The following is a 22,979-nucleotide window of genomic DNA, read 5'->3' on the forward strand; positions in this document are numbered from 1 at the left end:
CGGGTGTGTCCCGGCGCACTGTGACATGTTGACATTCCATATCAATTTGTAAAATACTCTCGGCGTCCGCGGTCACCAGGGAAGAGGGACGCCGATGACCGATCACGCCCGTCAGGCGCTCGAATTGCTACGCGACAGCAGCCAGTTCAAGTGGTACGTCATCCCGCTGCTGCTCGTGGTCATCTACGTCTACGCGACCGAGGTCGAGCGGCGGAACTGGAACGTCTTCTTCGCCGGGCTGGCGCTGTGGGGCGTGGACCTGTTCAACGAGATCTGGAATTCGCTGGTCTTCCATGCCACCGGTCGCGCACCGGTCTGGGGCGCGACCGGGCCGACGGCGTATCAGCTGCTGATCGGGCTGAACATCGAGATCTGCTTCATGTTCGCGATCATGGGCGTGGCGGCGGCGAAGATGCTGCCGCCCAAGGAGACCCGGATCTTCGGGCTGCCGAATCGGCCGATTCTCATCGCGGTGAACTCGGCGGCGGCCGTCGGGGTCGAGGTGCTGCTGAACAAGGCCGGGGTGCTGACCTGGGACTGGTCCTGGTGGCAGCCGGGCTTCCCGTTCCTCATCTGGCTGATCGGGTACGTGCCGTTCTTCACCGCCTGCTTCTTCGTCTACGACCTGCCCACCGTGCGCGCCAAAGCCATTGCGGTGGGCGCGATTCTGGGCGTCGACGCGGTCGCGATCGCGGTCTTCGGGGCATTGGGGTGGCTGTGATGCGGATTCGAGTGCTGGGCATTCCGGCCGCGGTGACCGGGCTGGTATTCGGTTGTGCCGCTGTCCAATCCGAGGCGATTGCGGAGGCTCCGGCGTGCGTGCTGGTCGGCACCGTGGGCCTGCCCGAACCGGGCGCGGACGACACTACGGCGGGGCTCGAAGCGCTGCCGCCGGCGGATATCGCGCTGCCCGCGCAGGTGTACTTCCGCACTTCCGCCGAATCGCTCAACCGGCGCTGGACCTTCGCCGCGCGCGACGGGCAGCTGTATGTGAAAGAAGCCGCTGCACAAGGCGGTTGGCGGCGCATGGCGCTGCCGGACTGCCTGGCGGGCCGCATCGCCGGTGTCTCCGCCGATGACGACGAGGTCATGGCCATCGACGTGGACGGCCGGTTCTTCACCATGGATCGTGCGCTGAGCGCGCCCCGGGACTGGAACTGGAGCAGCCGTTACGGCACGCCGCTGTGGACCGGGCCGGGCAATACCCTGCCCGCCGGAACCACGGACTGGACCTGGTCGGTGCTGTCGCCCAACGAGGATCACGTCTGGCGGGATACCGCGGGCAACGATCATCCGGTGGGCGGGGCCAAGGTGTCGCACGTGTTCGCGCTGACCGACGGCGGAACCCGGCTGCGCTACGTCGATCCGTGGCTGCCCGTCGATCACAGCTACGAGATCGCGCTGCCCGCCAACGGGCGCTTCCGGGCGGTCGCACTGTCCACCAGCGGCTCGACCACCATGGTGGTGGACCGCTTCGGCGATCTGCACACCCGGCTCTACGACTTCGACATCTCCGGGGCGGACAAGGTCTTCTTCCGGTACTCCTACGAGGAGCAGCGGGGACGGCCGGAAGCCGCCGACATGCTGTCCGAGCGGATCGATTCCGGCACCGCTGCGATCCAGCTCCCCGCCCCGGCGTGGGTGCGCCAGCCCAAGGTGCCGGGGGAGATCACCGACCGGATCTCGGTGCACAAGACCGGGATCGGTTCGGACGCACGGGAATTGCGTGTGGAAGGGGTGCGCGACGGGCGCACCGGGTACTGGGTGAAAACGCTGACGGCCGCCGCATGGAATTTCGTGGCGACCGATCAGCCGCTCGCCGGGCAGCGCCTGAGCAATACCGCCGACGACCGGTCCGTGGACGAATCGGTGGCCGCGCCCGGTGTCCGGTACGCCGGCCGGGGTGCGGGGGAGTGGACGGCCGTCGTCGAATCCTTCGACGCCGCGACCGAATCCGTGCCATTGCGGCTGGAGTTCGCCGACGGGGCGCGGCTGGACCTGGTGCTGCACACGGTGGACGGCCTGCGGCAGACCCCGCAGGCGACCGGGATCACCGCACAGGCCCGCCGCTACGACGGGACCGTGGAGGTACCGGCGGAGGTGCTGGACAGCCTGAGCGCACGGCCCGCGGCGGTGCGGGAATTCGTCGCGTCGGCGCTGGGCGGGCGCCGGTTCACCGACACCGGAGTAGCCGTCAGCAGCGCGGAATTCCGGATCGAAGGGCTCGGGCTCGTCCTCGCCCGGGCCTGAGCCCGGGCGGCCGCACGCTCAGAATTCGGTGTGGTCCTCGGGTTCGATCACCCGGAATTCGGTTCCGGCCGGCGCCATATCGTTCAAGCGCCCGAAATAGATGCCCTGCGCCGCCTGCTCGATGATTCCGTAATGGATCGGCAGGGCGGTGCGCGGATTCACCGCGCGCAGGTAATCCACCGCCTCGCTGATCCGCATCCACGGCGCGGCGGCGGGCAGGGCCAGCACGCCCACCGGTGTCGGTGGCACCCACAGGGAGTCGCCGGGATGCACCAGCTGCGCGGGGTCTTCGGGGGTGCCGAGCTGGAATACGGTGTTGTCGATGACCGGGATTTCCGGATGGATCACGGCGTGCCGGCCACCCCCGCCGGTTATCTGGACATTTCCGACTTTAAGAACATTTCCGGCATGAACGGCTTCCCAGGACTCTTCGCGGAGCTGGGCGGTTTGCGGGTCGGAAAGCAGGCGGGCCTGGGGATTGGCTTCGATGAGCGCATTGATGCGATTCGGGTCGATGTGATCGGGATGCTGATGGGTTACGCAAATGGCGTCCAATCCGGTGATGCCCTCGAAACCATGCGAGAAATTGCCGGGATCGAACAGGATCTTGGCGCCGTCGAGTTCCACGAGAATGCAGGAATGTCCGAAATGGGCGATGCGCATGGTTGCCACGGTAGTCCCGGTCGCGCCGCCGTTCGAGGCCGGAGTGTGGCGCGGGCCACGTACGACCCGCCCCGGCGGCATCGCGCCGACCCGGTCCAACTACCCTGATCTGCGAAACCCCCGCTCGGCCTGACGTATGTCCGAGCGCCGCCCCACCAGTTGAGGAGCAACGCGTGGCACGTGTCGTGGTCGAGGTGATGCCGAAGGCCGAAATCCTGGATCCGCAGGGACAGGCCATCGTCGGCGCGCTGGGGCGTCTGGGCCATCCCGGCATCTCGGATGTGCGGCAGGGCAAGCGATTCGAGCTCGATGTCGCCGATGACGTCAGCGACGCCGATCTGGAGCAGATCGCGGAATCGCTGCTGGCCAACACGGTGATCGAGGACTGGAAGGTCGTCCGGCTGTGAGCGCTCGCATCGGTGTCATCACCTTCCCGGGCACCCTCGACGATGTCGATGCCGCCCGCGCGGTGAAGCTGGCCGGCGGTGAAGCGGTTTCGCTGTGGCACGCCGATGCCGACCTGAAGAAGGTCGACGCCATCGTGGTGCCGGGCGGCTTCTCCTACGGTGACTACCTGCGCGCCGGTGCGATCGCCAGCATGGCCCCCGTCATGGGCGAGGTCATCAAGGCGGCCCAGGGCGGCATGCCGGTGCTGGGTATCTGCAACGGCTTCCAGATTCTGTGCGAGGCGGGGCTGCTGCCGGGCGCGCTGACCCGCAACGAGGGCCTGCACTTCGTGTGCCGCGATCAGTGGCTGGCTGTCGAGCAGACCGACACCGCCTGGACCTCGCGCTACGAGCCGGGCGCGCAGATCCTGATCCCGGTCAAGAACGCCGAGGGCCGCTACCAGGCGTCCGAAGCGGTGCTGGACGAGCTGGAAGGCGAAGGCCGCGTGGTCTTCCGCTACACCGGCGGCAACCCCAACGGATCGCAGCGCGATATCGCCGGCATCACCTCGGCCAACCGCCGGGTCGTCGGCCTGATGCCGCATCCGGAGCACGCCACCGAGCCGCTCACCGGCCCGAGCGACGACGGCCTCGGCCTGTTCTTCTCGGTGCTGGACACTCTGGTCTCGGCCTGATCCTGGGACCCTCAGCCACGCGCGGGTTCTCCCACCTGGCATAAGCACGGCCCCGCGCCCTTCCGGGCGCGGGGCCGTTGCCTTTTGCGGTGATATTGCGTCAGATCCGATCGAGGATCTGGAAGTCCACGCCGCCCGCCTTGGCTATCCACGCCTGGCGGACGGCCTGGGCTCCGTCGAAACCGACCTCGCCCCACGGGGTTTCGATGACCGGTCGATGAGCGACCGCGGCGTGCAGCCGATCCACTTCGAGTGATCCCGCCAATTGCGCCATGCCGCGCAAGGTGTGCAGCGCCTCGTAGGAGGTATTGCTGAAGTTGGTGAGCGTGGGCGCGAACCAGCCGTGCAGCTGGTGATACCGCTCCAGCCGCTCCGCCCCGCCCGGCCCGTTCACGAAGAAACTCGACGGCACGAAGAGATTGTGATTGGCCCCGCCGCCGGCCGCCATCAGCACGTTCTCGTCCACCGCCGGGCTCAGCCGCAGCAGTTGATCCGAGCGCCCGGTCCGGGAGAACTGCACATTGAACCGCGCCACATCCGCCCCCACCAGCAGCACGATAATCCCGTCCACCTGCTCCAGCCGCGGATCGCGCAGGAACCGGCGGAAGTCGCGAGTCCCCATGGGCACGAACACTTCCAGCGGAATCAGTTCCGGATCCAGCAGCGCCGCCTTGACCGTCGCGGCCGTGCGCCGCGGCCACACGTAGTCGTTGCCGATGATCGCCCAGCGGCGGGCGTCCATGCCGCGCCGCAGCCAGTCCAGGGCGGGCAGGATCTGGTGCGCCGGATCCGCGCCGATCATGAAAAGCCCGGGCGGTTCGCTCCGCAACCCCTCGTGATCGGTGGCGAACAGGTACGGCACCCGCCCCGCCGTCACCCGCGTCACCGCCCGCCGCACCGCCGAGGTGTGCCAGCCCGTCACCGCGGACACCATTCCGGTCGCCAGTAAAGCCCCTACTTCTCGGGCCACTTCTTGCGGTTCCCGGCCGCCGTCAATGTGTGTTGCTCGTATTTCGCGGCCCAGAATTCCTGTGTCCCTGTTGATTTCTTCCATGGCCAGAGAAATCGCCGCTTCGCACGAGGGCGCGAAGATACCGCCGGGGCCTTGCTGCGGCACTATGTTGATGATCTCGATGGTGTTCTCGGGGCTCCCGCCGAACGGGCTCATCGGCTACCCTCCCCCTTGTTCGACTGAAATTAACGGGCGGGAATGGAATTATGGCGACAATTCTAGGTGGCGTTTCGACGCTGCACGGAGGGCTCCGTGCGGCCGAGCGCAGTTGGCTGCGTCACCTCGAGGCCGCACTGTGTGTTCGGCGACTCACCGCCGACCAGTGGTGCATGCTGGCCAACCTATCCGCCGACACCGGCATCACCATGAGCGAGCTGGCCACCCGGGCGCAGCTGGCGCCGTCCTCGGCCACCCGGCACGCCGACCATCTGGCCGAGCGCGGGCTCATCTTCCGGGTCGCCGCGGCCGACGACCGCCGCCGCATTCTCATCGGATTGAGCCGGCGCGGGGCCGAGTTGGTGGCCGAGGTGCGCGCGGAGGAAATGCGCGCGGAAGCGGAACTGCGCCGCCGGCTGGGCAGTGATGATTATCTGGAATTACTGCGCCTGCTGGAACTGGTGGCCGAGGTGCCGGTCGATCGCTGAGCCCGTTCGGCTCGCGTACCGGTCCTGCGAAAGTACCGGCTGTCGAAATCAGGTATTCCCCAGTCCCTTACGAGTACCGCGTGTGGTGGGCACGCGCGAACGACGGACCGATCAGGGGAAACTGAACTGGGCCCGCTTAGGATTGCGGGCATGCCAGTTGCCGAGACCACCGCTACTGCCGCCGGACTGTGTGAATTCATCGACGCCTCGCCGTCCCCGTTCCATGTGTGCCGCACCGTGGCCGCGGAACTCGACGATCACGGCTTCACCCGGCTTTCGGAATCCGCCCCGTGGCCGTCCAACAGCGCCGGACGGTATTACGTGGTGCGCAGCGGCTCGGTGGTGGCGTGGGCCGACGGCGGTCCGGGCGCGCCCACCGGTTTCCGCACCGGGCAGGCCACCCCCTTCCGCGTGGTCGGCGCGCACACCGACAGCCCCAATCTGCGCGTCAAGCAGCATCCCGATATGGCGGTGGCCGGCTGGCAGATGGTCGGGCTGGAACCCTACGGCGGCGCCTGGCTGAACTCCTGGCTGGACCGCGACCTCGGGATCAGCGGGCGGCTGTCGGTGCGCGACGGAAACGTGGTGCGGGAGCGGCTGATTCGCATCGACGAACCGATCCTGCGGGTGCCGCAGCTGGCCATCCACCTGTCCGAGGACCGGCGCGGGGTCACCCTCGATCCGCAGCGGCACGTGAACGCGGTGTGGGGGATCGGCGGCGAGCCGCGCTCGTTCATGGCGTTCATCGCCGAACGTTCCGGCATCGAGGCGTCGGCGGTGCTGGGCTGGGAGCTGATGACCCATGATCTGGTGCCGTCCAAGCTGATCGGGCGCGATCTGGATCTGGTGTCCGCGCCGCGGCTGGACAATCAGGGCACCTGTTACGCGGGCCTGCGCGCCTTCCTGGCAGCCGTCGCCGAACCGGGCGCGGCGGTGCCGGTGCTGGCCATGTTCGATCACGAAGAGGTCGGCAGCCAATCCGATCGCGGGGCCCAATCCGGGCTGCTGCCCACGGTTTTGGAGCGCATCGTGCTCACCCGCGGCGGCGGGCGCGCCGAATACCTGGCGGCGCTGGCCGGTTCGGTCTGCGCCTCCGGGGATATGGCCCATGCCACCCATCCCAATTACCCCGACCGGCACGAGCCCTCGCATCGCATCGAGGTCAACGGCGGTCCGGTGCTGAAGGTCAACCAGAACCTGCGCTACGCCACCGACGCGGCGGGCGCGGGCGCGTTCGCCCTGGCCTGCGCGCAGGCGGAGGTGCCGTTGCAGCGCTACGTCCATCGCGCGGATCTGCCCTGCGGCTCCACCATCGGCCCGATGACGGCGGCCCGCACCGGCATGCCCACCGTCGATGTCGGCGCGGCCCAGCTCGCCATGCACTCCGCCCGCGAAATGATGGGCGCGGCAGACGTTCCCGCCTATGCGGCCGCGCTGGCCGCCTTCTTGACGCCGGAAGTGGGCGCGGGGCGGTAGGTCAGCACCGCGCCGATGAAAATGGCCAGGGTGAGGAGGGGATAGGCGCTGCCGATGATCTTCTCCCACCACGACCAGGTCAGTTCGACGCCGTGGTCGTAGGGCAGCAGCCACTGCGGTTGCATGGTGAAGGCGACGATCGCGAGTGCGAAAGCGCTGAGGAACAGGGGATCACGGCGTCCGCGCAGGATGGCGTCGGCGGCGATGAGCAGCGCCGGAGCCGTCCACACCCAGTGGTGCGACCAGGACACCGGCGAAATCAGCAGCACCATACCGGCATTCACCATCAGGGCCGCCGCTCGCGCGCCGACGCTGAAGAGCCGTCGCATCCAGATGACCGCCAGCACCACCGTCAGGATGGACAGGCCGAGCCAGACGGCATTGGCGAGGGTGTCGGAGACGCCCAGCCGGAAGGCGAAACCCTTCAGCGACTGATTGCCGGCGAACTCCGGCTGCCCGATCCGCGAGGTGTCGAACAGGGTGCCGAACCAGTAGGTGACCGAATCGTGCGGCACCACCGCGAAACCCACCAGAATCGCGCCGAGGCAGGACGCCACCATGGTGTACGCCGGAGCCGGGACGGTCCGCAGCCGCGCGAGCGCGCCCCGCGCCGACAGCACCGGACCCGAGGCCCGCGCCTTGGCCAGCGCCGGGCGCCAATCCTGTTGCGCCAGGAAGTAGAGGAGATAGGCGGCCGGGGTCAGCTTCACCGACACCGCGATGCCGATCAGCATGCCGCGCGGCCAGAACGGTTTGCGCACCAGGCAATCCAGCGTGATGGCCGCCATCAGGATCAGGTTGATCTGGCCGAAACCGTAGGTCTGCCAGACCGGTTCCAGCCCCTGCGCCAGCGCCGTCGCGCCGACGACGACCGCCAGCCGGGTGGCCGTGGTCATGGTCGGCCGCAGCTGGCTCAGCACCACCCACAGGGTCAGCGCCAGCGCGATGATCGAGGAGATCAGTACGACCCATTCGGCGACGTGCAGCGACATCAGGGCCAGCGGCGCGAAGAAGAACGCGGCCGGCGGGGGATAGGTGAACGGCAGCCCGATCCCGAACACCTCGGGCATCGGCCCGTACAGATCCTTGCCGTCCAGCAGTGCCCGGCCGCCATTGCGGTAGACCTGGAGATCGATGTATCCCTTCCAGGCATTGTCGCTGCAGAACTTCGCGGACACCGCGAACATGGCCGCCGCGATCACCAACAGGATCGCCTGCTGCCGCGTCAGCCGCGGCCTGCCTTCTGGCGCGGTCACGGGCTCCGCCGGATCCGCGAGCCCGGATCGATCGCTCACGGGCCAAGAGTAATGGGTGACCCCGGCGACTCCGGTCCGCGGCTCGAACCACGACCGGAACCGGGCCGGATGTGCTCCCGGACACATCAGCAGGTGGTGACAGGGGGGAAATCACCGGCAACTAGACTCACCTGCGTATCTCGCCGATATCCAGCATGCCGGCTCTCGGTTCTCACCTGCCCGGCCGAAAGGACTCTGGTATTCCCGTGACCAGCCACGTCGATACCGTCAGCAACGCCGCGGCATCCCCGGACACCGCCCAGCCCTACAAGGAACTCGGCCTCAAGGACGACGAGTACGCCCGGATCAAGGAGATCCTCGGCCGCCGGCCCACCGACGCCGAACTGGCCATGTACTCGGTGATGTGGTCCGAGCACTGCTCGTACAAGTCCTCGAAGGTGCACCTGCGCTACTTCGGCGAGACCACCACCGACGAGATGCGCTCCTCGATGCTCGCGGGCATCGGCGAGAACGCGGGCGTGGTGGACATCGGCGACGGCTGGGCGGTCACCTTCAAGGTGGAATCGCACAACCACCCCTCCTACGTGGAGCCCTACCAGGGCGCGGCCACCGGCGTCGGCGGCATCGTCCGCGACATCATGGCCATGGGCGCGCGCCCGATCGCCGTCATGGACCAGCTGCGCTTCGGCGCGGCCGACCACCCGGACACCCGGCGCGTGGTCGACGGCGTGGTGCGCGGCGTCGGCGGCTACGGCAACTCCCTCGGCCTGCCGAATGTCGGCGGCGAGACCGTTTTCGACGCCTCCTACCAGGGCAACCCGCTGGTCAACGCGCTCTGCGCCGGTGTCATGCGGGTCGAGGACCTGCACCTGGCATTCGCGTCCGGTAAGGGCAACAAGATCATTCTGTTCGGTGCGCGCACCGGCCTCGACGGCATCGGCGGCGTGTCCGTGCTGGCCTCGGACTCCTTCGCGGGCGACGAGACCGGCGGCCGCAAGAAGCTGCCCGCCGTGCAGGTCGGCGACCCGTTCGCCGAGAAGGTGCTCATCGAGTGCTGTCTCGACCTCTACCGCGCCGACCTGGTGGTGGGCATCCAGGACCTCGGCGGCGCCGGACTGTCCTGCGCCACTTCCGAACTCGCGGCGGCCGGCGACGGCGGCATGCACATCGAACTGGACCAGGTGCCGCTGCGCGCCGCCAATATGACTCCCGCCGAGATCCTTTCGAGCGAGTCGCAGGAGCGCATGTGCGCGGTCGTCACCCCCGAGAACGTGGACGCCTTCATGGCCGTCTGCAAGAAGTGGGACGTCACCGCCACCGTCATCGGTGAGGTCACCGACGGCGAGCACCTCGTCATCACCTGGCACGGCGAGACCGTGGTGGACGTGCCGCCGCGCACCGTCGCCCACCAGGGCCCGGTCTACGAGCGGCCCGTCGAGCGGCCCGCCAATCAGGATGCGCTGAACGCGGATTCGGCCGCCGCCCTGAACCGGCCCAAGACCGGCGACGAGCTGCGCGCCACCCTGCTGAAGATGGTGTCCAGCCCGCAGCTGTGCTCGCGCAAGTGGATTACCGAGCAGTACGACCGGTACGTGCGCGGCAATACCGTGCTGGCCGAGCACGCCGACGCCGGCGTCATCCGCATCGACGAGGAGTCCGGCCGCGGCATCGCCCTGGCCACCGACGCCTCCGGCCGCTACACCAAGCTGGATCCGTACACCGGCGCGCAGCTGGCACTGGCCGAAGCCTTCCGCAATGTCGCCGTCACCGGCGCCACCCCGAAGGCCGTCACCAACTGCCTCAACTTCGGTTCGCCGGAGGACCCGGGCGTCATGTGGCAGTTCCAGCAGGCCGTGCGCGGTCTCGCCGACGGCTGTGTGGCGCTGGGCATTCCGGTCACCGGCGGCAATGTGTCCTTCTACAACCAGACCGGCCGGGACGCCATCCTGCCGACCCCGGTGGTGGGCGTGCTCGGCGTCATCGACGATGTGCACCGCCGCATTCCGACCGGACTGGGCGACGAGCCGGGCGAATCGCTCATCCTGCTCGGCGAGACCCATGACGAGCTGGACGGTTCCATCTGGGCGCAGGTCGAGCACGATCACCTCGGCGGGCTGCCGCCCAAGGTCGACTTCGCGCGCGAGCAGGCCATTGCCGAGATCCTGGCCATCGGCTCGCGGGACGGCATGATCTCCGCCGCCCACGACCTGTCCGAAGGCGGCCTGGCGCAGACCGTGGTGGAAGCCGCGCTCGCCGGTGAAACCGGTTGCCGCATCCTGCTTCCCGAGGACGCCGACCCGTTCGTCGCCCTGTTCTCCGAGTCCGCGGGCCGCGTGCTGGTGGCGGTGCCGCGCAATGAGGAGATCCGCTTCACCCAGATGCTGACCGCGCGCCAGATGCCGTGGACCCGCATCGGCGTGGTGGATCAGGGTTCGGATTCGCTGGAGGTGCAGGGCCAGTTCACGATCAAGCTGGACGAGCTGCGCACCGCCTTCGAAGGCACGCTGCCCGCCCTGTTCGGCAACGGCGACCACTAAGTCACACAACGAAACAACCCTGCTGATCCGGACCCCTCGACCGGATCCAGCGGGGTTGTTTCGTATCTGAGGGTTCGGGGGCGAAGCCCCTGAGAGTCCCCGAGAGTTGGTTACGAGACGACCTTGAAGGGGTCGTGTTCGGCGATGAGCTTCTCGAGCCGGGCCTCGTCGATACGGTGATGCACCTTGGACTGTTCGTGCTGGTCACGGACGACCTTGGCGAGAGTGAAGCAGCTCGACACCAGGAAAAGCATGCTCATGACGAGGAATCCACGCTGCCAGAAGTCCAATGGCAGCCGGACGATGCCGATTCCCATGGCGGAGAAGCTGATTGCGAAGGCGATGGCAGCCTGAACAAGAAAAGCGTTGGTGCTCTTGGACTGTGCGCCGGGAGTGCTCATGCCAGAGACTCTGCCGGTCCGCCGCCGTATCCGACCGGGTACAACTACTCGAGCACCATGGGTATTACCCGCGCCCGACACGCCGATCCCGTTGTATCTCTCACACCCTTGCCTCCCCGGATTCCAACCCGCGAAGTCCATACTTGACGGGTGCTTGACCTCGCCGACACCGTGACGCGGTCGCGCATTCGCGCCCGCGCGCTGTTCCGGCGCGGCTGGGGCAGGCGGATCGCGATCGTGGCCAAGCGCGTCGAGGACGTCATCGATCTCAATCACACCGGGCTGGTCTTCGCGACCCTGTTCTTCGCCTGGTCGGTCACGCCGTCGCTGGTGCCCCGCGACTGGCTCTTCCAAGGTTTGATCTCCGGCATCAACGCCGCCCTCGGCTACGGCGTCGGGTGCGTGCTGCAATGGCTGTTCCGCAAGTGGATTCGCCCCAGGATCAAGGTCAGCACCCCGCCCGAATGGGTGCGCTACGTGGTCAAGGTCGCGATCGTGCTCACCTGCGTCCTGGTCGCCGCCTACATGCTGGTGCTGTCCGCCGACTGGCAGCGCGAGATCTTCGACCTGATGGGCATGGAATCCACCGGCCGCGCCGCCTACTTGCGCACCGGCGGACTGAGTTTCGCGGTCGGCGCGCTGGTGGTCGCGGTGTATCGCACCCTGCGCGAGGCAGTCCGGTTCATCGGCCGCCAGCTCAGCCGCTGGGTGCGGGTGCCGCCCGCGCTCGCCCCGGCCACCGGGGCGCTGCTGCTGACCGTGCTGATCGTGACCCTGTTCAACGGCGTCGCCACCCGCGCCTTCTTCGCGGTCGCCAACTCGGCGTTCAGCGTGCGCAACGACCGGATGACCGAATTCGCGGTGCAGCCGGAGAAACCGGAACGTTCCGGAAGCCCGGCGTCGCTGGCGAAATGGGAGACGCTGGGCTCGGAGGGCCGCTGGTTCGTCTCGCACGGACCGGACCCGCTGCTGATCAGCGCCACCACCGGAAAGCCCGCGCGCGAACCGATCCGGGTGTACGTGGGGCTGGAGTCCGCGCCCAAGGACACCACCCAGGAGGATCTCGCCGTCGCCGAACTGGAACGCACCGGGGCCTTCGATCGCAAGGCCCTCGTGCTGGTCACCACCACCGGCACCGGCTGGGTGAACGGAATGACCGCCTCGGCCATCGAATACATGTACGGCGGCGATACCGCGATCGTGGCCTCGCAGTACTCGTATCTGCCGAGCGTGCTGTCGTTCCTGGCGGACCGTCAGAAGGTCGCCGACAACGGGCGCAAGATGTTCGACGCGGTGTACCGGCACTGGTCGCAGCGCCCGGCCGACCATCGGCCCAAGCTGCTGGTGTACGGCGAGAGCCTCGGCTCGCAGGGGTCGGAGGCCGCCTTCGACGGTCTCGCGGACCTGAGATCCAAAGTGGACGGGGCGCTCTGGGTCGGCCCGCCCAATTCCAATCGGCTCTGGGAGCAGTTCGTCTCCCGCCGCGATCCCGGCACCCGCGAAGTGGATCCGATCTACGCCGACGGCCTGGTGGTCCGATTCGCCGCCACCGCCGCCGATCTCGGCAAACCGTCGCCGGATTGGCGTATGCCCCGCATCGCCTACCTGCAGCACCCTTCGGACCCGATCGTCTGGTGGTCCTCGGATCTCATTTTCTCCCAACCGGATTGGCTGTCCGAACCGCGCGGCTCCGATGTCTCCACCCAGATGCGCTGGTGGCCGTTCGTCACCTTCTGGCAGCTGGTCGCCGACCTCGCCAATGCCCAGGGCGTGAGTGACGGGCATGGGCATCGGTACGGTTCGCTGGTGCTCGACGGGTGGGAAGCCATTGCCGCGCCGCCGGATTGGACTCCCGAACTGCGCGAGAAGATCCGCATCCAGATCGAACTGGCCGAGGACTACGAGCGGGCCGTCAAGTGAACCTGCCGAAGGTCCTCGCGGCGGCGGCGCTGCCGACGCTGTGGAGTAATTGGGCGCTGCCCGCACTGGATCTCGGTATTCGCGGCCGATCGCTGACCAGTGCCGCCTTCGCCACCGGCTATGCCGTTGCCTTCCAAGGCAATCCGAACTGGCTGTCATCGCAGGGGCTGCGTGTCGGAGCGGCCGTGGGCGGCGTGCTGGCCGCCGGTTACGCTGCGGCCCTGACGATTCCGCCGCTGCGCCATCGGCTCGCCGAACTCGACGACCGCAATCCGGGGGTGCATATCGCCGAATGGGCGGGTGCGCATATTCCCGGCGGGACCGTTTACAGCGAGGAACTCGTCTACCGGGCCACCCTCACCCCACTCCTGGAGGATGCCCTGGGCTGCCCCGGAAGATGGCTCGGCGCACTGCTTTTCGGCATCGCCCACATCCGCCCGGCCCGGAACGCGGGTGACCCGATTCCCGCCACCATCGCCATCACCGGCGGTGCGGGACTGGTCTTCGACGAGCTCTACCGGCGCACCGGCAGCGCGACCGCTCCCGCCCTCGTCCACCTGGCGCTCAATGCCGGCGGCGCGCTCACCCCCGTGTCCGCTCGCCGCCTGCGCCGGTAACCTCGCTGACGTGGGACGACAGTCGAAGGTGGATCCGGCGGAACTGCGGGCGGCGCTCGCGGCGGTGGGGGAGTGGCTGCGCGACGAGACCGCCGACGCGCCGGACCGGAAGGTACTGGCGGCGGCGGTGCGCGGGACCGCGCGGACCCTGGAGGCCGATGCGCCCGGGCATTCGGTGGAGGTGCGGGTGCCGCCGTTCGTGGCGGTGCAGTGCATCGAAGGCCCCCGGCATACGCGGGGGACGCCGCCGAACGTGGTGGAGACCGATGCGCGCACCTGGCTGCTGCTCGCGACCGGACTGCTGGAGTTCGATACCGCCCTCGACGCGGGCGCGCTGACCGCGTCCGGCAGCCGGGCGGCCGAAGTGGCCCGCTGGCTGCCGATCGCTCAGCTCTGAGCCGGGGCCGCCTCGGCGGGCTTGCGCTCCAAGCCCTTCCGGTCGTAGAAGATGGTGATCGCCAGGCCGAACACGATGCCGATGCCCAGCCCCAGCGCGGTCATCCAGGCGCCGCGCGCCAGACCCGCTTCCCCACTGCCGTTGAAGTAGAGGATCGAGCGGGTGCCCAGGAACACCTGGTGCATGGGCTCGAACTTGGCCAGCCAGCCGAAGTACTTGGGGGTGGCCTCGATCGGCACGGTGCCGCCCGAGGACGGCAGGCCCAGGATGATGAAGATGATCAGGTTGATGATCAGGCCGGCGGTGCCCACCGCGGCCAGCACCGACGAGCAGGTGAAGCCGACGGCGATGATCACGAACGCGCCGTAGATGAACAGCAGCAGCGGTGCGTCGATGGGCATGCCCAGCGCGGTGCCGATGCCCAGCAGCGCGGCCGAAACCGCCACCGCCATCACCACGATCGCGGACCACTTGATCAGCAGGGTATTGAGCCGGGAGATGGGCGCGCGCGGGAAGTGCACGTACCAGGGACCCCATTCGGTGGGCAGGAAGCCCAGGGCGGAATCGATGAGCTGGTGGATGATCATCGCGCCGACCATGCCGACCAGGAGCAGCAGCAGCGAGTAGAAGAAGGCGGTCAGCCCCTCGCCGGAACCGTTGGGCAGCGGGCGGAACTGCTCGACCACGATGTGCAGCGGGGACGCGAGCGCGATCTTCGTCGCGCCGGTGAGCTGGGGCGCGGTGCCGCCGTCCGGCGGCTTCAGCTGGGAATTCACCGTTTCGGTGAGCTGCTGTCCGACCTGCTTGTTCACCTGGGTGAGCGCCTCGGCCCCGAACTTCTGCACGATCGCGGTCGCGAAGGCCCCGGTGCGCGGATTGGTCTGCAGGGTGATCACCGGCTGCTCGATATCGCCGGGCACGATCGAACCCACGCCCAGAATGCCGAGTCGCTTGGAGAAATCGCTCGGAATGATGAGGGTGGCGTAGACCTGCGCGTTCTGCATCTGCAACTGCGCCTCGTTGATGCCGAGCTCGCGCAGATCGATCTTGTCCGCGGGCACCGCCTGCCGCAGCCCGGCCGCGACCTGATCACCGAAGTTCACATGCTGGGTCTTGCCGTCGGCGGCGGAGAGATCGTCGCCCACATCCTGATTCACCAGTGCGATCGGGAAATTGTGCAGGTTCTCTTCCGGATCGACGACGTAGTCCAGGTACATCACGCCGAGCAGCGAGGCCAGCAGTGTGACGACGACTATGGGAAAAGCCCATTTGAACGGGGTCAAATGGCGGCGGGGTGTGGTTTCCGAACGTTCGGTCGTCGTCACGTCCGGGACGCTAGCAGCAAACGAAGAGGAATCAGGGGTAACCGGCGCGCGTTCGTTTTGTGGCGAGCCGTAGACTGGCTCGTGCCCCCCGCCCGCCGAACAGGGAGCAAATGGTGACTCTGCCCCCCGCTGCCATCACCTCCGACCAGGACGAGAACGAACCGCGCGAAGAATGCGGTGTTTTCGGTGTCTGGGCCCCGGGCGAGGATGTGGCCAAGCTCACGTACTACGGACTCTACGCATTGCAGCATCGCGGGCAGGAGGCGGCCGGTATCGCCGTCGCCGACGGCTCGCAGGTGCTGGTCTTCAAGGATCTCGGCCTGGTCTCCCAGGTCTTCGACGAACAGACCCTCGCGGCCATGCCCGGTCACGTCGCCGTCGGTCACTGTCGTTACTCCACCACCGGTTCCACCACCTGGGAGAACGCGCAGCCGATCTTCCGCACCACCGCGGTGGGCACCGGAATCGCGCTGGGCCACAACGGCAATCTGGTGAACACCGCCGAATTGAGCGCGCGCGCACGGGAAGCCGGACTGATCAGCGGCCGGCTCGCCGGGAACCTGGGCGCCACCTCCGACTCGGACGTGGTGACCGCGCTGCTCGCGCACGCCGCCGCCGACAAGAGCATCGAGCAGGCCGCCATGGAGCTGCTGCCGACGCTGCGCGGCGCCTTCTGCCTGACCTTCATGGACGAGCACACGCTCTACGCCGCGCGGGATCCGCACGGGGTGCGCCCGCTCTGCCTGGGCCGGCTGGATCGCGGCTGGGTGGTAGCCAGCGAAACCGCGGCACTCGATATCGTCGGCGCGGCCTTCGTGCGCGAGATCGAGCCGGGCGAACTGCTGGCGATCGACGCGGAGGGCGTGCGCTCGCTGCGTTTCGCCAATCCCGAGCCCAAGGGCTGCGTATTCGAATACGTGTACCTAGCCCGGCCCGACTCCACCATTTCCGGTCGTTCCGTGCACGCCACCCGCGTGGACATCGGCCGCCGCCTGGCCGCCGAACATCCGGTGGACGGCGATCTGGTCATTCCGGTGCCGGAGTCCGGCACCCCCGCGGCCGTCGGTTACGCGCAGGGTTCCGGCGTGCCCTACGGCCAGGGCCTGATGAAGAACGCCTATGTGGGCCGCACCTTCATCCAGCCCAGCCAGACCATCCGCCAGCTCGGCATCCGGCTCAAGCTGAACCCGCTGCGCGAGGTCATTCGCGGCAAGCGGCTCATCGTGGTCGACGACTCCATCGTGCGCGGCAACACCCAGCGCGCCTTGATCCGCATGCTGCGGGAGGCGGGCGCTTTGGAGATCCATGTGCGGATCGCCTCGCCGCCGGTCAAGTGGCCGTGCTTCTACGGCATCGACTTCGCCTCGCGGGCGGAGCTGATCGCCAACAGCACGGGACCCGATGGGGCCGAAGGCAATATCGACGAGATGGTCGAGAACGTCCGCCGCTCCATCGGCGCGGACAGCCTCGGCTACATCTCCCTGGAGGGCATGGTCGCCGCCACCGAGCAGCCGCGTTCGCGCCTGTGCTGCGCGTGCTTCGACGGTGACTACCCGATCGCGCTGCCGACCGAGGCGGCCATCGGCAAGAACGTCCTGGAGGGCATGCTCACCGGGACTTCGGAGTCGGTGCTGCTCGCCGACAACGCGAACGCGAGCGCGCTCAGCCGTCCGTAATCCGTAACATCTTCGGCAGTCCGGCCCGTCCGCGTTCTCCGCGGGCGGGCCGGACTGTTGTGCGGGCGTCCAGGATTCGCCCACGTCAGGCCCGATTTGTCGGCATGTTTGCGCCGAATCGCTTGTCCCAGTTGTGACAACGGCCTGCTCGCGCACCCGTAGAAAATCTGATCTGTTTGTTCGTAAAGGCAACATGCCGGTTATAACCGGCCGATACTGTGCCCAGCCAAAGGAAGTCCACCGCGGCGCGGCGGGACCGAAACCCGGCCCTGTGCGCTGCGTGTCGAAAGTGGTGCAGTATGCGCGCTAGAAGTGTTGCGGCAGTTGGTCTCGCGAGCCTCGTGGTAGCCGCGGTCGCGGGATGCGGATCCGGGCGGACGAACGATGACAGCGGCGGTGCGGGCCTGGTGATCGGGACGACGGACAAGATCTTCGCCCTCGATCCCGCCGCGGCCTATGACAACGGTTCGCTCATGGTGGAGACGCAGGTCTATCAGTTCCTGCTGAATTTCGCTCCGGGCGAGTCGGTTCCGAAGCCCGACGCCGCCGAGAAATGCGAGTTCACCAGCCCGACGGTCTACACCTGCAAGCTCAAGCCCGGCCTGAAATTCGCCAATGGGCATGCGCTGACCAGCAAGAGCGTGAAGTTCTCCTTCGATCGCATGCTCGGGATCAACGATCCGAACGGGCCCGCCTCGCTGATCGGCAACCTCGACAAGACCGAGGCCAAGGACGATCTCACCGTCGAATTCACGCTCAAGGTCGCCAATGATCAGACCTTCCCGGCCATCCTGCCCACCCAGGCCGGGGCGATCGTCGACGAGCAGGTGTTCCCCAAGGACAAACTGCTCGAGGATCAGGACGTGGTGAACGCCAAGCCCTTCTCGGGCCCGTACACCATCAGCAGCTACGACAAGAACAAACTCGTTGCCTACCAGGCGAATCCGGATTACAACGGGCTGTTCGGCAAGCCGAAGACCGACAAGGTCTCGATGAAGTACTACGCCGCCTCGGAGAACCTGAAGCTCGACGTGCAGCGCGGTGACATCGACGTCGCGTACAACACCCTCACGCCCACCGACATCGACTCGCTGCGCAACAGCGACAAGGTGAACGTGCTGTCCGGACCCGGCGGCCAGCTGCGCTACATCGTGTTCAACTTCAACACCATGCCGGGCAACACTCCGGCGCAGAAGCTCGCCATCCGCAAGGCCATCGCCTCCACCGTCGACCGGGACGCGCTCGCCGCCGACGTGTACAAGGGCACCTGGGCTCCCGCGTATTCCTCGGTGCCGCAGGGCGTGGTGGGCGCGACCGAGCCGTTCAAGGAGATCTACGGGGCCAAGCCCAACAAGGATCAGGCGGCCAAGTTCCTGGCCGACGCCGGGGTGACCACCCCGCTGGCGCTGAACATCCAGTACAACTCCGATCACTACGGGCCCTCCAGCTCGGAGGAGTACGCGACCATCAAGTCGCAGCTGGAGGCCAGCGGCCTGTTCAAGGTGAATCTGCAATCCACCGAATGGGTTTCGTACCAGAAGGAACGCGCCCGCGACGCCTACCCGATCTTCCAGTTCGGCTGGTTCCCGGACTACCCGGACGCCGACGACTATCTGACGCCGTTCTTCGCGCCGAACAACATGCTGCAGTCGCACTTCGAGGATCCGCGCATCACCGCCGAACTGCTGGCCGAGGTGACCGAGCCGGACAATGCCAAGCGGCTCACCGCGCTGGCCACCGTACAGCGTTCGCTCGCAGCCGATTTCCTGCCGATCGTGCCGCTGCTGTCCGGTAAGTCCATCGCGGTCGCGGCCAAGAACGTGCACGGGGTCGAGAACACCCTCGATCCGTCGTTCAAGTTCCGGTTCGGTGTGATCAGCAAGTGATCTCCGGCCGCCTGCTGCGGTACCTCGGGGTACGGCTGCTGCTGATCGTGCCCACCACCTGGATCCTGGTGACCGTCGTGTTCTTCCTGATGCGGGTGGTGGGCGATCCGATCACGGCGGCGCTCGGGGGCCGCCTGCCGGCCGACCAGCTCGCCGCGCGCAAGCACGCGGCGGGCCTGGATCGGCCCATCCTCACCCAGTACTGGGAGTACATCTCCCATCTCGCCCAGGGCGATCTCGGGCGCTCCCAGGACAATCGGGCCGTCAGCGATGTCATCACCGAATACGGCGCGGCCACACTGGAATTGGTGTTCTGGTCGCTGCTGGTGGCGTTCATCGTCGGCATCCCGCTGGGCCGCTACGCCGCCACCCACCGGGACCGGGCCAGCGACGTGGGCCTGCGGCTGTTCGCCATCCTCGCCTACGCCGCACCGGTGTTCTTCGTCGGCTTGCTGCTGAAACTGGTGTTCTCGGTGAAGCTGGGCTGGCTGCCGGTGTCGGGGCGCGCCTCGACCACGGTGGAACTGGACCTGCACAATGTGTCGCCGCGCACCAATATCCTGCTGGTCGACGCCATCCTGTACGGCGATACCGACCATCTGATCGACGTGCTGAAACACGCTGTGCTGCCGGGGATCGCGCTCGGCCTGCTCACCGCGGGCATCTTCCTGCGGCTGGTCCGGATCAACCTGATCCAGACCCTGCGCGCCGACTACGTCGACGCCGCCCGGGCGCGCGGGTTGTCCGAACGCGTGGTCACCGGGCGGCACGCCTTCCGCAATGCCCTGATCCCCATCGTGACCGTCATGGGCATGTACATCGCCATGATGCTCGGCGGCGCCGTCCTCACCGAGCGCACCTTCGAATGGAAGGGCCTGGGCTACCAGCTCACCGAATACCTGGCACTGCGCGATTTCGTCGCCGTACAGGGCATCGTGGCGTTCCTCGCCGTGGTGGTGGCGGTGATGAGCTTCCTGGTGGACGTGATCGTGGCCTTCGTCGACCCGAGGGTGAGGTTCTGATGACAGCACCGGAAGTGGTGACCGAACCCTCGGTCGCCCCGATCGCGCTCCGCGGCAAACGGGGCATCCCCGGGCTGCGGCTGTTCGGCATGACGCACGGATTGCAGCGCGCCACCCTGATATTCGGGCTCGCGCTGATCGCGGCGTTCCTGATCACCGCGGTCTTCGCGCCGCTCATCGCGCCCTACGATTTCGCCCAGACCGCCTCGGACGGAGTGAAATTCGGGACCGATCAGGCGCCGTCCGCACAGCACTGGTTCGGCACCTCGATTCGCGGCGAGGACGTGTTCTCGCGGGTCGTGTACGGGGCGCGCACCGCGCTGTCGGTCATCGCGGTCTCGCTGCTGCTGTCGCTGTTGGTCGGCGTGCCACTGGGTTTGGTGTCCGGCTACCTCGGCGGCTGGGTGGACCGGGTGCTGGTGCTGGTCATGGACGCCATGTACGCCTTCCCGTCGCTGCTGCTGGCCATCGTGGTGTCCATCGGCGTGGCGGGCGGGCAGTCCAGCCGGATCGGCGGGGTGCTGGCCACGGCCATCGCCATCACCGTGATCTTCGTGCCGCAGTACTTCCGGGTGGTGCGCAATGCCACCGCGGTGGTCAAACACGAGCCGTATGTGGACGCGGCGCGGGTCAGCGGGGCGTCCACGGTGCGAATCCTGTTCCGGCACATCCTCGCCAACGTCACCCAGTCGTTGCCGGTGATCATCACGCTGAACGGGGCGGAGGCCATCCTGACGCTGGCGGGGCTGGGGTTCCTGGGCTTCGGCATCGAACCCACGCAGGCGGCCGAGTGGGGTTTCGATCTCAACAAGTCCATGCCCGGCGTCGCCAACGGCACCTGGTGGCCCGGGATCTTCCCGGGCGCGGCCATCGTGATCGTGGTGCTGGGCATGACGCTGGTGGGCGAGAGCCTCAACGAGGTGTTCAATCCACTGCTGCGCACCCGCCGGGCGGTGCGCGGCGACGCGACCGCGGCGACGGAGGCCGACGATGACTGACCTCACCAAGACCGAACCGGCGGCCGGGGAGCGGCGGGCCGCGCTCTCGGTGGAATCGCTCTCGGTCACCTTCGCCACCGACGCCGGACCGGTGCACGCGGTGAGCGAGGTTTCCTACCAGGTGTTTCCGGGCGAGGTGCTGGCCGTGGTCGGCGAATCCGGGTCCGGGAAATCAGTGAGCTCACGTACCGCCATGGGGTTGCTGCCGGGCACCGCACGGGTACGTGGCACGGTGCGGCTGGGCACCGACGAGATCACCGCCATGAGCGAACGCCAACTCACCGCCCTACGAGGGGGTGCGGTGTCGATGGTGTTCCAGGAACCTGGCAGTGCGCTCGACCCGCTGTTCACCGTCGGGTATCAGATCGCCGAAGCGCTGCGCGCGCACCGGGATCTGAGCCGGAAGGCGGCCCGGGCGCGCGCGGTGGAACTGCTGCGCACGGTCGGGCTGCCCGAACCCGAACGGCGGGTGGACTATTACCCGCACCAGCTGTCCGGCGGGCAGAAGCAGCGCGTGGTGATCGCCATCGCCATCGCCTGTGAGCCGAAGGTGATCATCGCCGACGAGCCGACCACCGCGCTGGACGTCACCGTGCAGGCCGAGATCCTGGAGCTGCTGCGGGATCTGCGCGATCGGATCGGCAGTGCCATCGTGCTGATCACGCACAATATGGGCGTGGTGGCCGATCTGGCCGATCGCGTGGTGGTGATGCGCTCGGGGCGGGTGGTCGAGGAAGCACCGGTGGATCGGCTGTTCGCCGAGCCCGCGCACGAGTACACCCGGGCGCTGCTGGCCGCGGTGCCGCATCTGGGCTCCGAGGACCGCGCGGCGGTGGAAACCGCCGCGCCCCTGGGCAAATCGGACACACCGCCCGAAACCGTGCTGGAGGTACGGGATCTGGTGGTCGAGTTCTCCGGTGGGCTCGGGCGTCCGCCGTTCCGGGCCGTTCAGGATGTCAGCTTCACCATCGCCCGTGGCGAAACGCTGGGCCTGGTGGGCGAATCCGGCTCGGGCAAATCCACCATCGGGCGCTGCGTGGCGGTATTGCAGCGGGCCACTTCGGGATCGGTGTCGGTGCTCGGCACCGAACTCACCGCCCTGTCGGAACGGCGGCTCCGCCCGTTCCGGCAGCGTCTCGGCTTCGTCTTCCAGGACCCCGCCACCTCGCTCAACCCCCGCCTCACCGTGGGCGACTGCATCGCCGAACCCCTTGTCGTGCACCGCACCACCGACCGCGCGGGCCGCCGCGACCGCGTCCGCCATCTTCTCGACGACGTGCAGCTCCCCGCCGGCACCGAAGGCCGCTACCCCCACGAACTCTCGGGCGGCCAACGCCAGCGCGTGAGCCTCGCCCGCGCCCTGGTCCTGAACCCCGACCTGCTCATCGCCGACGAACCCACCAGCGCCCTCGACGTCTCGGTCCAAGCCAAGGTCCTCGAACTCTTCGCCCAACTCCAAGCCGAATGCGGCTGGGCCTGCCTCTTCATCAGCCACGACCTGGCCGTCGTGGACCAACTCGCCGACCGCATCGCCGTCCTCTGCAACGGCTCCGTCGTAGAACAAGGCACCCGGGACGACATCCTCCGCCACCCCACCCAGGACTACACCCGCCGCCTCGTAGCCGCGGTCCCCGTCCCCGACCCCGCCGAACAACGCCGCCGCCGAACCCGATCCGGAGACATGTTCGCCACCGACCAATCAGGAGCCCCCTGGTGCGAAGTCCCCCACGACATCACCTGAAGCCCCGTGACGTCGCGAGGCGGAGCCCTCGAGAACTCGTAGTCGGGGGTTCGGGGGCGAAGCCCCTGAGAGCCACG

20 protein-coding genes are annotated in these 22,979 nt (G+C 67.8%); 15 read left to right on the forward strand and 5 right to left on the reverse strand.

Features of this window, described 5'->3' with window-relative positions; genetic code table 11:
- Window positions 1–94: 94 nt before the first annotated feature.
- Together NY1_RS32485 and NY1_RS32490 are read left to right on the forward strand one after the other, a co-directional pair.
- A complete protein-coding gene (locus NY1_RS32485) occupies window positions 95–721 on the forward strand; it encodes an AF_1327 family membrane protein (RefSeq protein WP_067720971.1) in 627 nt (208 codons plus the stop codon).
- Window positions 721–2,250, forward strand: coding sequence for a hypothetical protein (locus NY1_RS32490; RefSeq protein ID WP_067720972.1), 1,530 nt, complete (start codon window positions 721–723; stop codon window positions 2,248–2,250). Before NY1_RS32485 ends, NY1_RS32490 begins: the two co-directional genes overlap by 1 nt.
- Before the next feature lie 18 nt (window positions 2,251–2,268).
- Here NY1_RS32490 and NY1_RS32495 read toward each other — a convergent pair whose 3' ends face one another.
- Entirely contained in the window at window positions 2,269–2,913 is a 645-nt protein-coding gene (locus tag NY1_RS32495) for an MBL fold metallo-hydrolase (RefSeq protein ID WP_067720973.1), read from the reverse strand.
- Window positions 2,914–3,086: 173 nt separating this feature from the next.
- Here NY1_RS32495 and purS point away from each other — a divergent pair, with 173 nt between their 5' ends.
- Window positions 3,087–3,320 (forward strand): phosphoribosylformylglycinamidine synthase subunit PurS, encoded by a 234-nt coding sequence (gene purS, locus NY1_RS32500; RefSeq protein WP_067720974.1) that lies wholly within the window; start codon window positions 3,087–3,089, stop codon window positions 3,318–3,320.
- Window positions 3,317–3,994: a phosphoribosylformylglycinamidine synthase subunit PurQ gene (gene purQ, locus NY1_RS32505; protein ID WP_067720975.1), complete on the forward strand. Its 678-nt coding sequence runs from the start codon at window positions 3,317–3,319 to the stop codon at window positions 3,992–3,994. The genes purS and purQ overlap by 4 nt, the downstream gene beginning before the upstream one ends.
- Before the next feature lie 100 nt (window positions 3,995–4,094).
- Here purQ and NY1_RS32510 read toward each other — a convergent pair whose 3' ends face one another.
- A complete protein-coding gene (locus tag NY1_RS32510) occupies window positions 4,095–5,162 on the reverse strand; it encodes a substrate-binding domain-containing protein (protein WP_067720976.1) in 1,068 nt (355 codons plus the stop codon).
- A gap of 50 nt (window positions 5,163–5,212) precedes the next feature.
- Here NY1_RS32510 and NY1_RS32515 point away from each other — a divergent pair, with 50 nt between their 5' ends.
- Both NY1_RS32515 and NY1_RS32520 read left to right on the forward strand, forming a co-directional pair.
- Window positions 5,213–5,650 (forward strand): MarR family winged helix-turn-helix transcriptional regulator, encoded by a 438-nt coding sequence (locus NY1_RS32515; protein ID WP_067720977.1) that lies wholly within the window; start codon window positions 5,213–5,215, stop codon window positions 5,648–5,650.
- A gap of 150 nt (window positions 5,651–5,800) precedes the next feature.
- The gene (locus NY1_RS32520) at window positions 5,801–7,126 is read left to right on the forward strand and encodes a M18 family aminopeptidase (protein WP_067720978.1); all 1,326 of its coding nucleotides are present in this window, start codon (window positions 5,801–5,803) and stop codon (window positions 7,124–7,126) included.
- Here the strand turns inward: NY1_RS32520 and NY1_RS32525 are convergent.
- Entirely contained in the window at window positions 7,072–8,421 is a 1,350-nt protein-coding gene (locus NY1_RS32525) for a glycosyltransferase 87 family protein (RefSeq protein ID WP_233434587.1), read from the reverse strand. The genes NY1_RS32520 and NY1_RS32525 overlap by 55 nt on opposite strands.
- Window positions 8,422–8,627: 206 nt before the next feature.
- Between NY1_RS32525 and purL the strand changes: the two genes are divergently transcribed.
- The gene (gene purL, locus NY1_RS32530) at window positions 8,628–10,919 is read left to right on the forward strand and encodes a phosphoribosylformylglycinamidine synthase subunit PurL (RefSeq protein WP_067720979.1); all 2,292 of its coding nucleotides are present in this window, start codon (window positions 8,628–8,630) and stop codon (window positions 10,917–10,919) included.
- 110 nt (window positions 10,920–11,029) lie between these two features.
- Here the strand turns inward: purL and NY1_RS32535 are convergent, their stop codons facing one another.
- A complete protein-coding gene (locus NY1_RS32535) occupies window positions 11,030–11,320 on the reverse strand; it encodes a YiaA/YiaB family inner membrane protein (protein ID WP_067720980.1) in 291 nt (96 codons plus the stop codon).
- A gap of 150 nt (window positions 11,321–11,470) precedes the next feature.
- Between NY1_RS32535 and NY1_RS32540 the strand changes: the two genes are divergently transcribed.
- The 3 genes from NY1_RS32540 to NY1_RS32550 are packed head-to-tail and all read left to right on the forward strand — an operon-like array spanning window position 11,471 to window position 14,254.
- Complete coding sequence (locus tag NY1_RS32540) at window positions 11,471–13,240, forward strand: alpha/beta hydrolase (protein WP_084535766.1); 1,770 nt, start codon at window positions 11,471–11,473, stop codon at window positions 13,238–13,240.
- On the forward strand, window positions 13,237–13,857 hold the full coding sequence (locus NY1_RS32545) for a CPBP family intramembrane glutamic endopeptidase (protein ID WP_067720981.1): 621 nt from the start codon (window positions 13,237–13,239) through the stop codon (window positions 13,855–13,857). The genes NY1_RS32540 and NY1_RS32545 overlap by 4 nt, the downstream gene beginning before the upstream one ends.
- A 10-nt stretch (window positions 13,858–13,867) precedes the next feature.
- Window positions 13,868–14,254: a sterol carrier family protein gene (locus NY1_RS32550; protein WP_067720982.1), complete on the forward strand. Its 387-nt coding sequence runs from the start codon at window positions 13,868–13,870 to the stop codon at window positions 14,252–14,254.
- Here the strand turns inward: NY1_RS32550 and NY1_RS32555 are convergent.
- Entirely contained in the window at window positions 14,245–15,579 is a 1,335-nt protein-coding gene (locus tag NY1_RS32555; protein ID WP_067720983.1) for a YhgE/Pip domain-containing protein, read from the reverse strand. The genes NY1_RS32550 and NY1_RS32555 overlap by 10 nt on opposite strands.
- Window positions 15,580–15,692: 113 nt before the next feature.
- On the opposite strand from NY1_RS32555, the gene purF reads away from it, so the two are divergent.
- From purF to NY1_RS32580, 5 genes are all read left to right on the forward strand, one after another.
- Window positions 15,693–17,255, forward strand: a complete 1,563-nt coding sequence (gene purF / locus NY1_RS32560) for an amidophosphoribosyltransferase (protein ID WP_233034883.1) — start codon at window positions 15,693–15,695, stop codon at window positions 17,253–17,255.
- 299 nt (window positions 17,256–17,554) lie between these two features.
- The gene (locus NY1_RS32565; protein WP_084535768.1) at window positions 17,555–19,141 is read left to right on the forward strand and encodes an ABC transporter substrate-binding protein; all 1,587 of its coding nucleotides are present in this window, start codon (window positions 17,555–17,557) and stop codon (window positions 19,139–19,141) included.
- Complete coding sequence (locus NY1_RS32570) at window positions 19,141–20,163, forward strand: ABC transporter permease (RefSeq protein ID WP_067721022.1); 1,023 nt, start codon at window positions 19,141–19,143, stop codon at window positions 20,161–20,163. Before NY1_RS32565 ends, NY1_RS32570 begins: the two co-directional genes overlap by 1 nt.
- Window positions 20,163–21,161, forward strand: a complete 999-nt coding sequence (locus NY1_RS32575; protein ID WP_067720985.1) for an ABC transporter permease — start codon at window positions 20,163–20,165, stop codon at window positions 21,159–21,161. The genes NY1_RS32570 and NY1_RS32575 overlap by 1 nt, the downstream gene beginning before the upstream one ends.
- Complete coding sequence (locus tag NY1_RS32580) at window positions 21,154–22,902, forward strand: ABC transporter ATP-binding protein (protein WP_067720986.1); 1,749 nt, start codon at window positions 21,154–21,156, stop codon at window positions 22,900–22,902. Before NY1_RS32575 ends, NY1_RS32580 begins: the two co-directional genes overlap by 8 nt.
- The last annotated feature ends 77 nt before the right edge of the window (window positions 22,903–22,979 follow it).

The sequence above is a fragment of the Nocardia yamanashiensis NBRC 100130 genome (assembly GCF_001613325.1).
Classification (GTDB): domain Bacteria; phylum Actinomycetota; class Actinomycetes; order Mycobacteriales; family Mycobacteriaceae; genus Nocardia; species Nocardia yamanashiensis.

Bases quoted from the DNA above. Each gene is read 5' to 3' on its own strand.
- NY1_RS32485 (WP_067720971.1), top strand. From the start codon at position 95: ATGACCGATCACGCCCGTCAGGCGCTCGAATTGCTACGCGACAGCAGC.
- NY1_RS32490 (WP_067720972.1), top strand. From the start codon at position 721: ATGCGGATTCGAGTGCTGGGCATTCCGGCCGCGGTGACCGGGCTGGTA.
- NY1_RS32495 (WP_067720973.1), bottom strand. From the start codon at position 2,913: ATGCGCATCGCCCATTTCGGACATTCCTGCATTCTCGTGGAACTCGAC.
- NY1_RS32510 (WP_067720976.1), bottom strand. From the start codon at position 5,162: ATGAGCCCGTTCGGCGGGAGCCCCGAGAACACCATCGAGATCATCAAC.
- NY1_RS32515 (WP_067720977.1), top strand. From the start codon at position 5,213: ATGGCGACAATTCTAGGTGGCGTTTCGACGCTGCACGGAGGGCTCCGT.
- NY1_RS32520 (WP_067720978.1), top strand. From the start codon at position 5,801: ATGCCAGTTGCCGAGACCACCGCTACTGCCGCCGGACTGTGTGAATTC.
- NY1_RS32535 (WP_067720980.1), bottom strand. From the start codon at position 11,320: ATGAGCACTCCCGGCGCACAGTCCAAGAGCACCAACGCTTTTCTTGTT.
- NY1_RS32565 (WP_084535768.1), top strand. From the start codon at position 17,555: ATGCGCGCTAGAAGTGTTGCGGCAGTTGGTCTCGCGAGCCTCGTGGTA.
- NY1_RS32575 (WP_067720985.1), top strand. From the start codon at position 20,163: ATGACAGCACCGGAAGTGGTGACCGAACCCTCGGTCGCCCCGATCGCG.
- NY1_RS32580 (WP_067720986.1), top strand. From the start codon at position 21,154: ATGACTGACCTCACCAAGACCGAACCGGCGGCCGGGGAGCGGCGGGCC.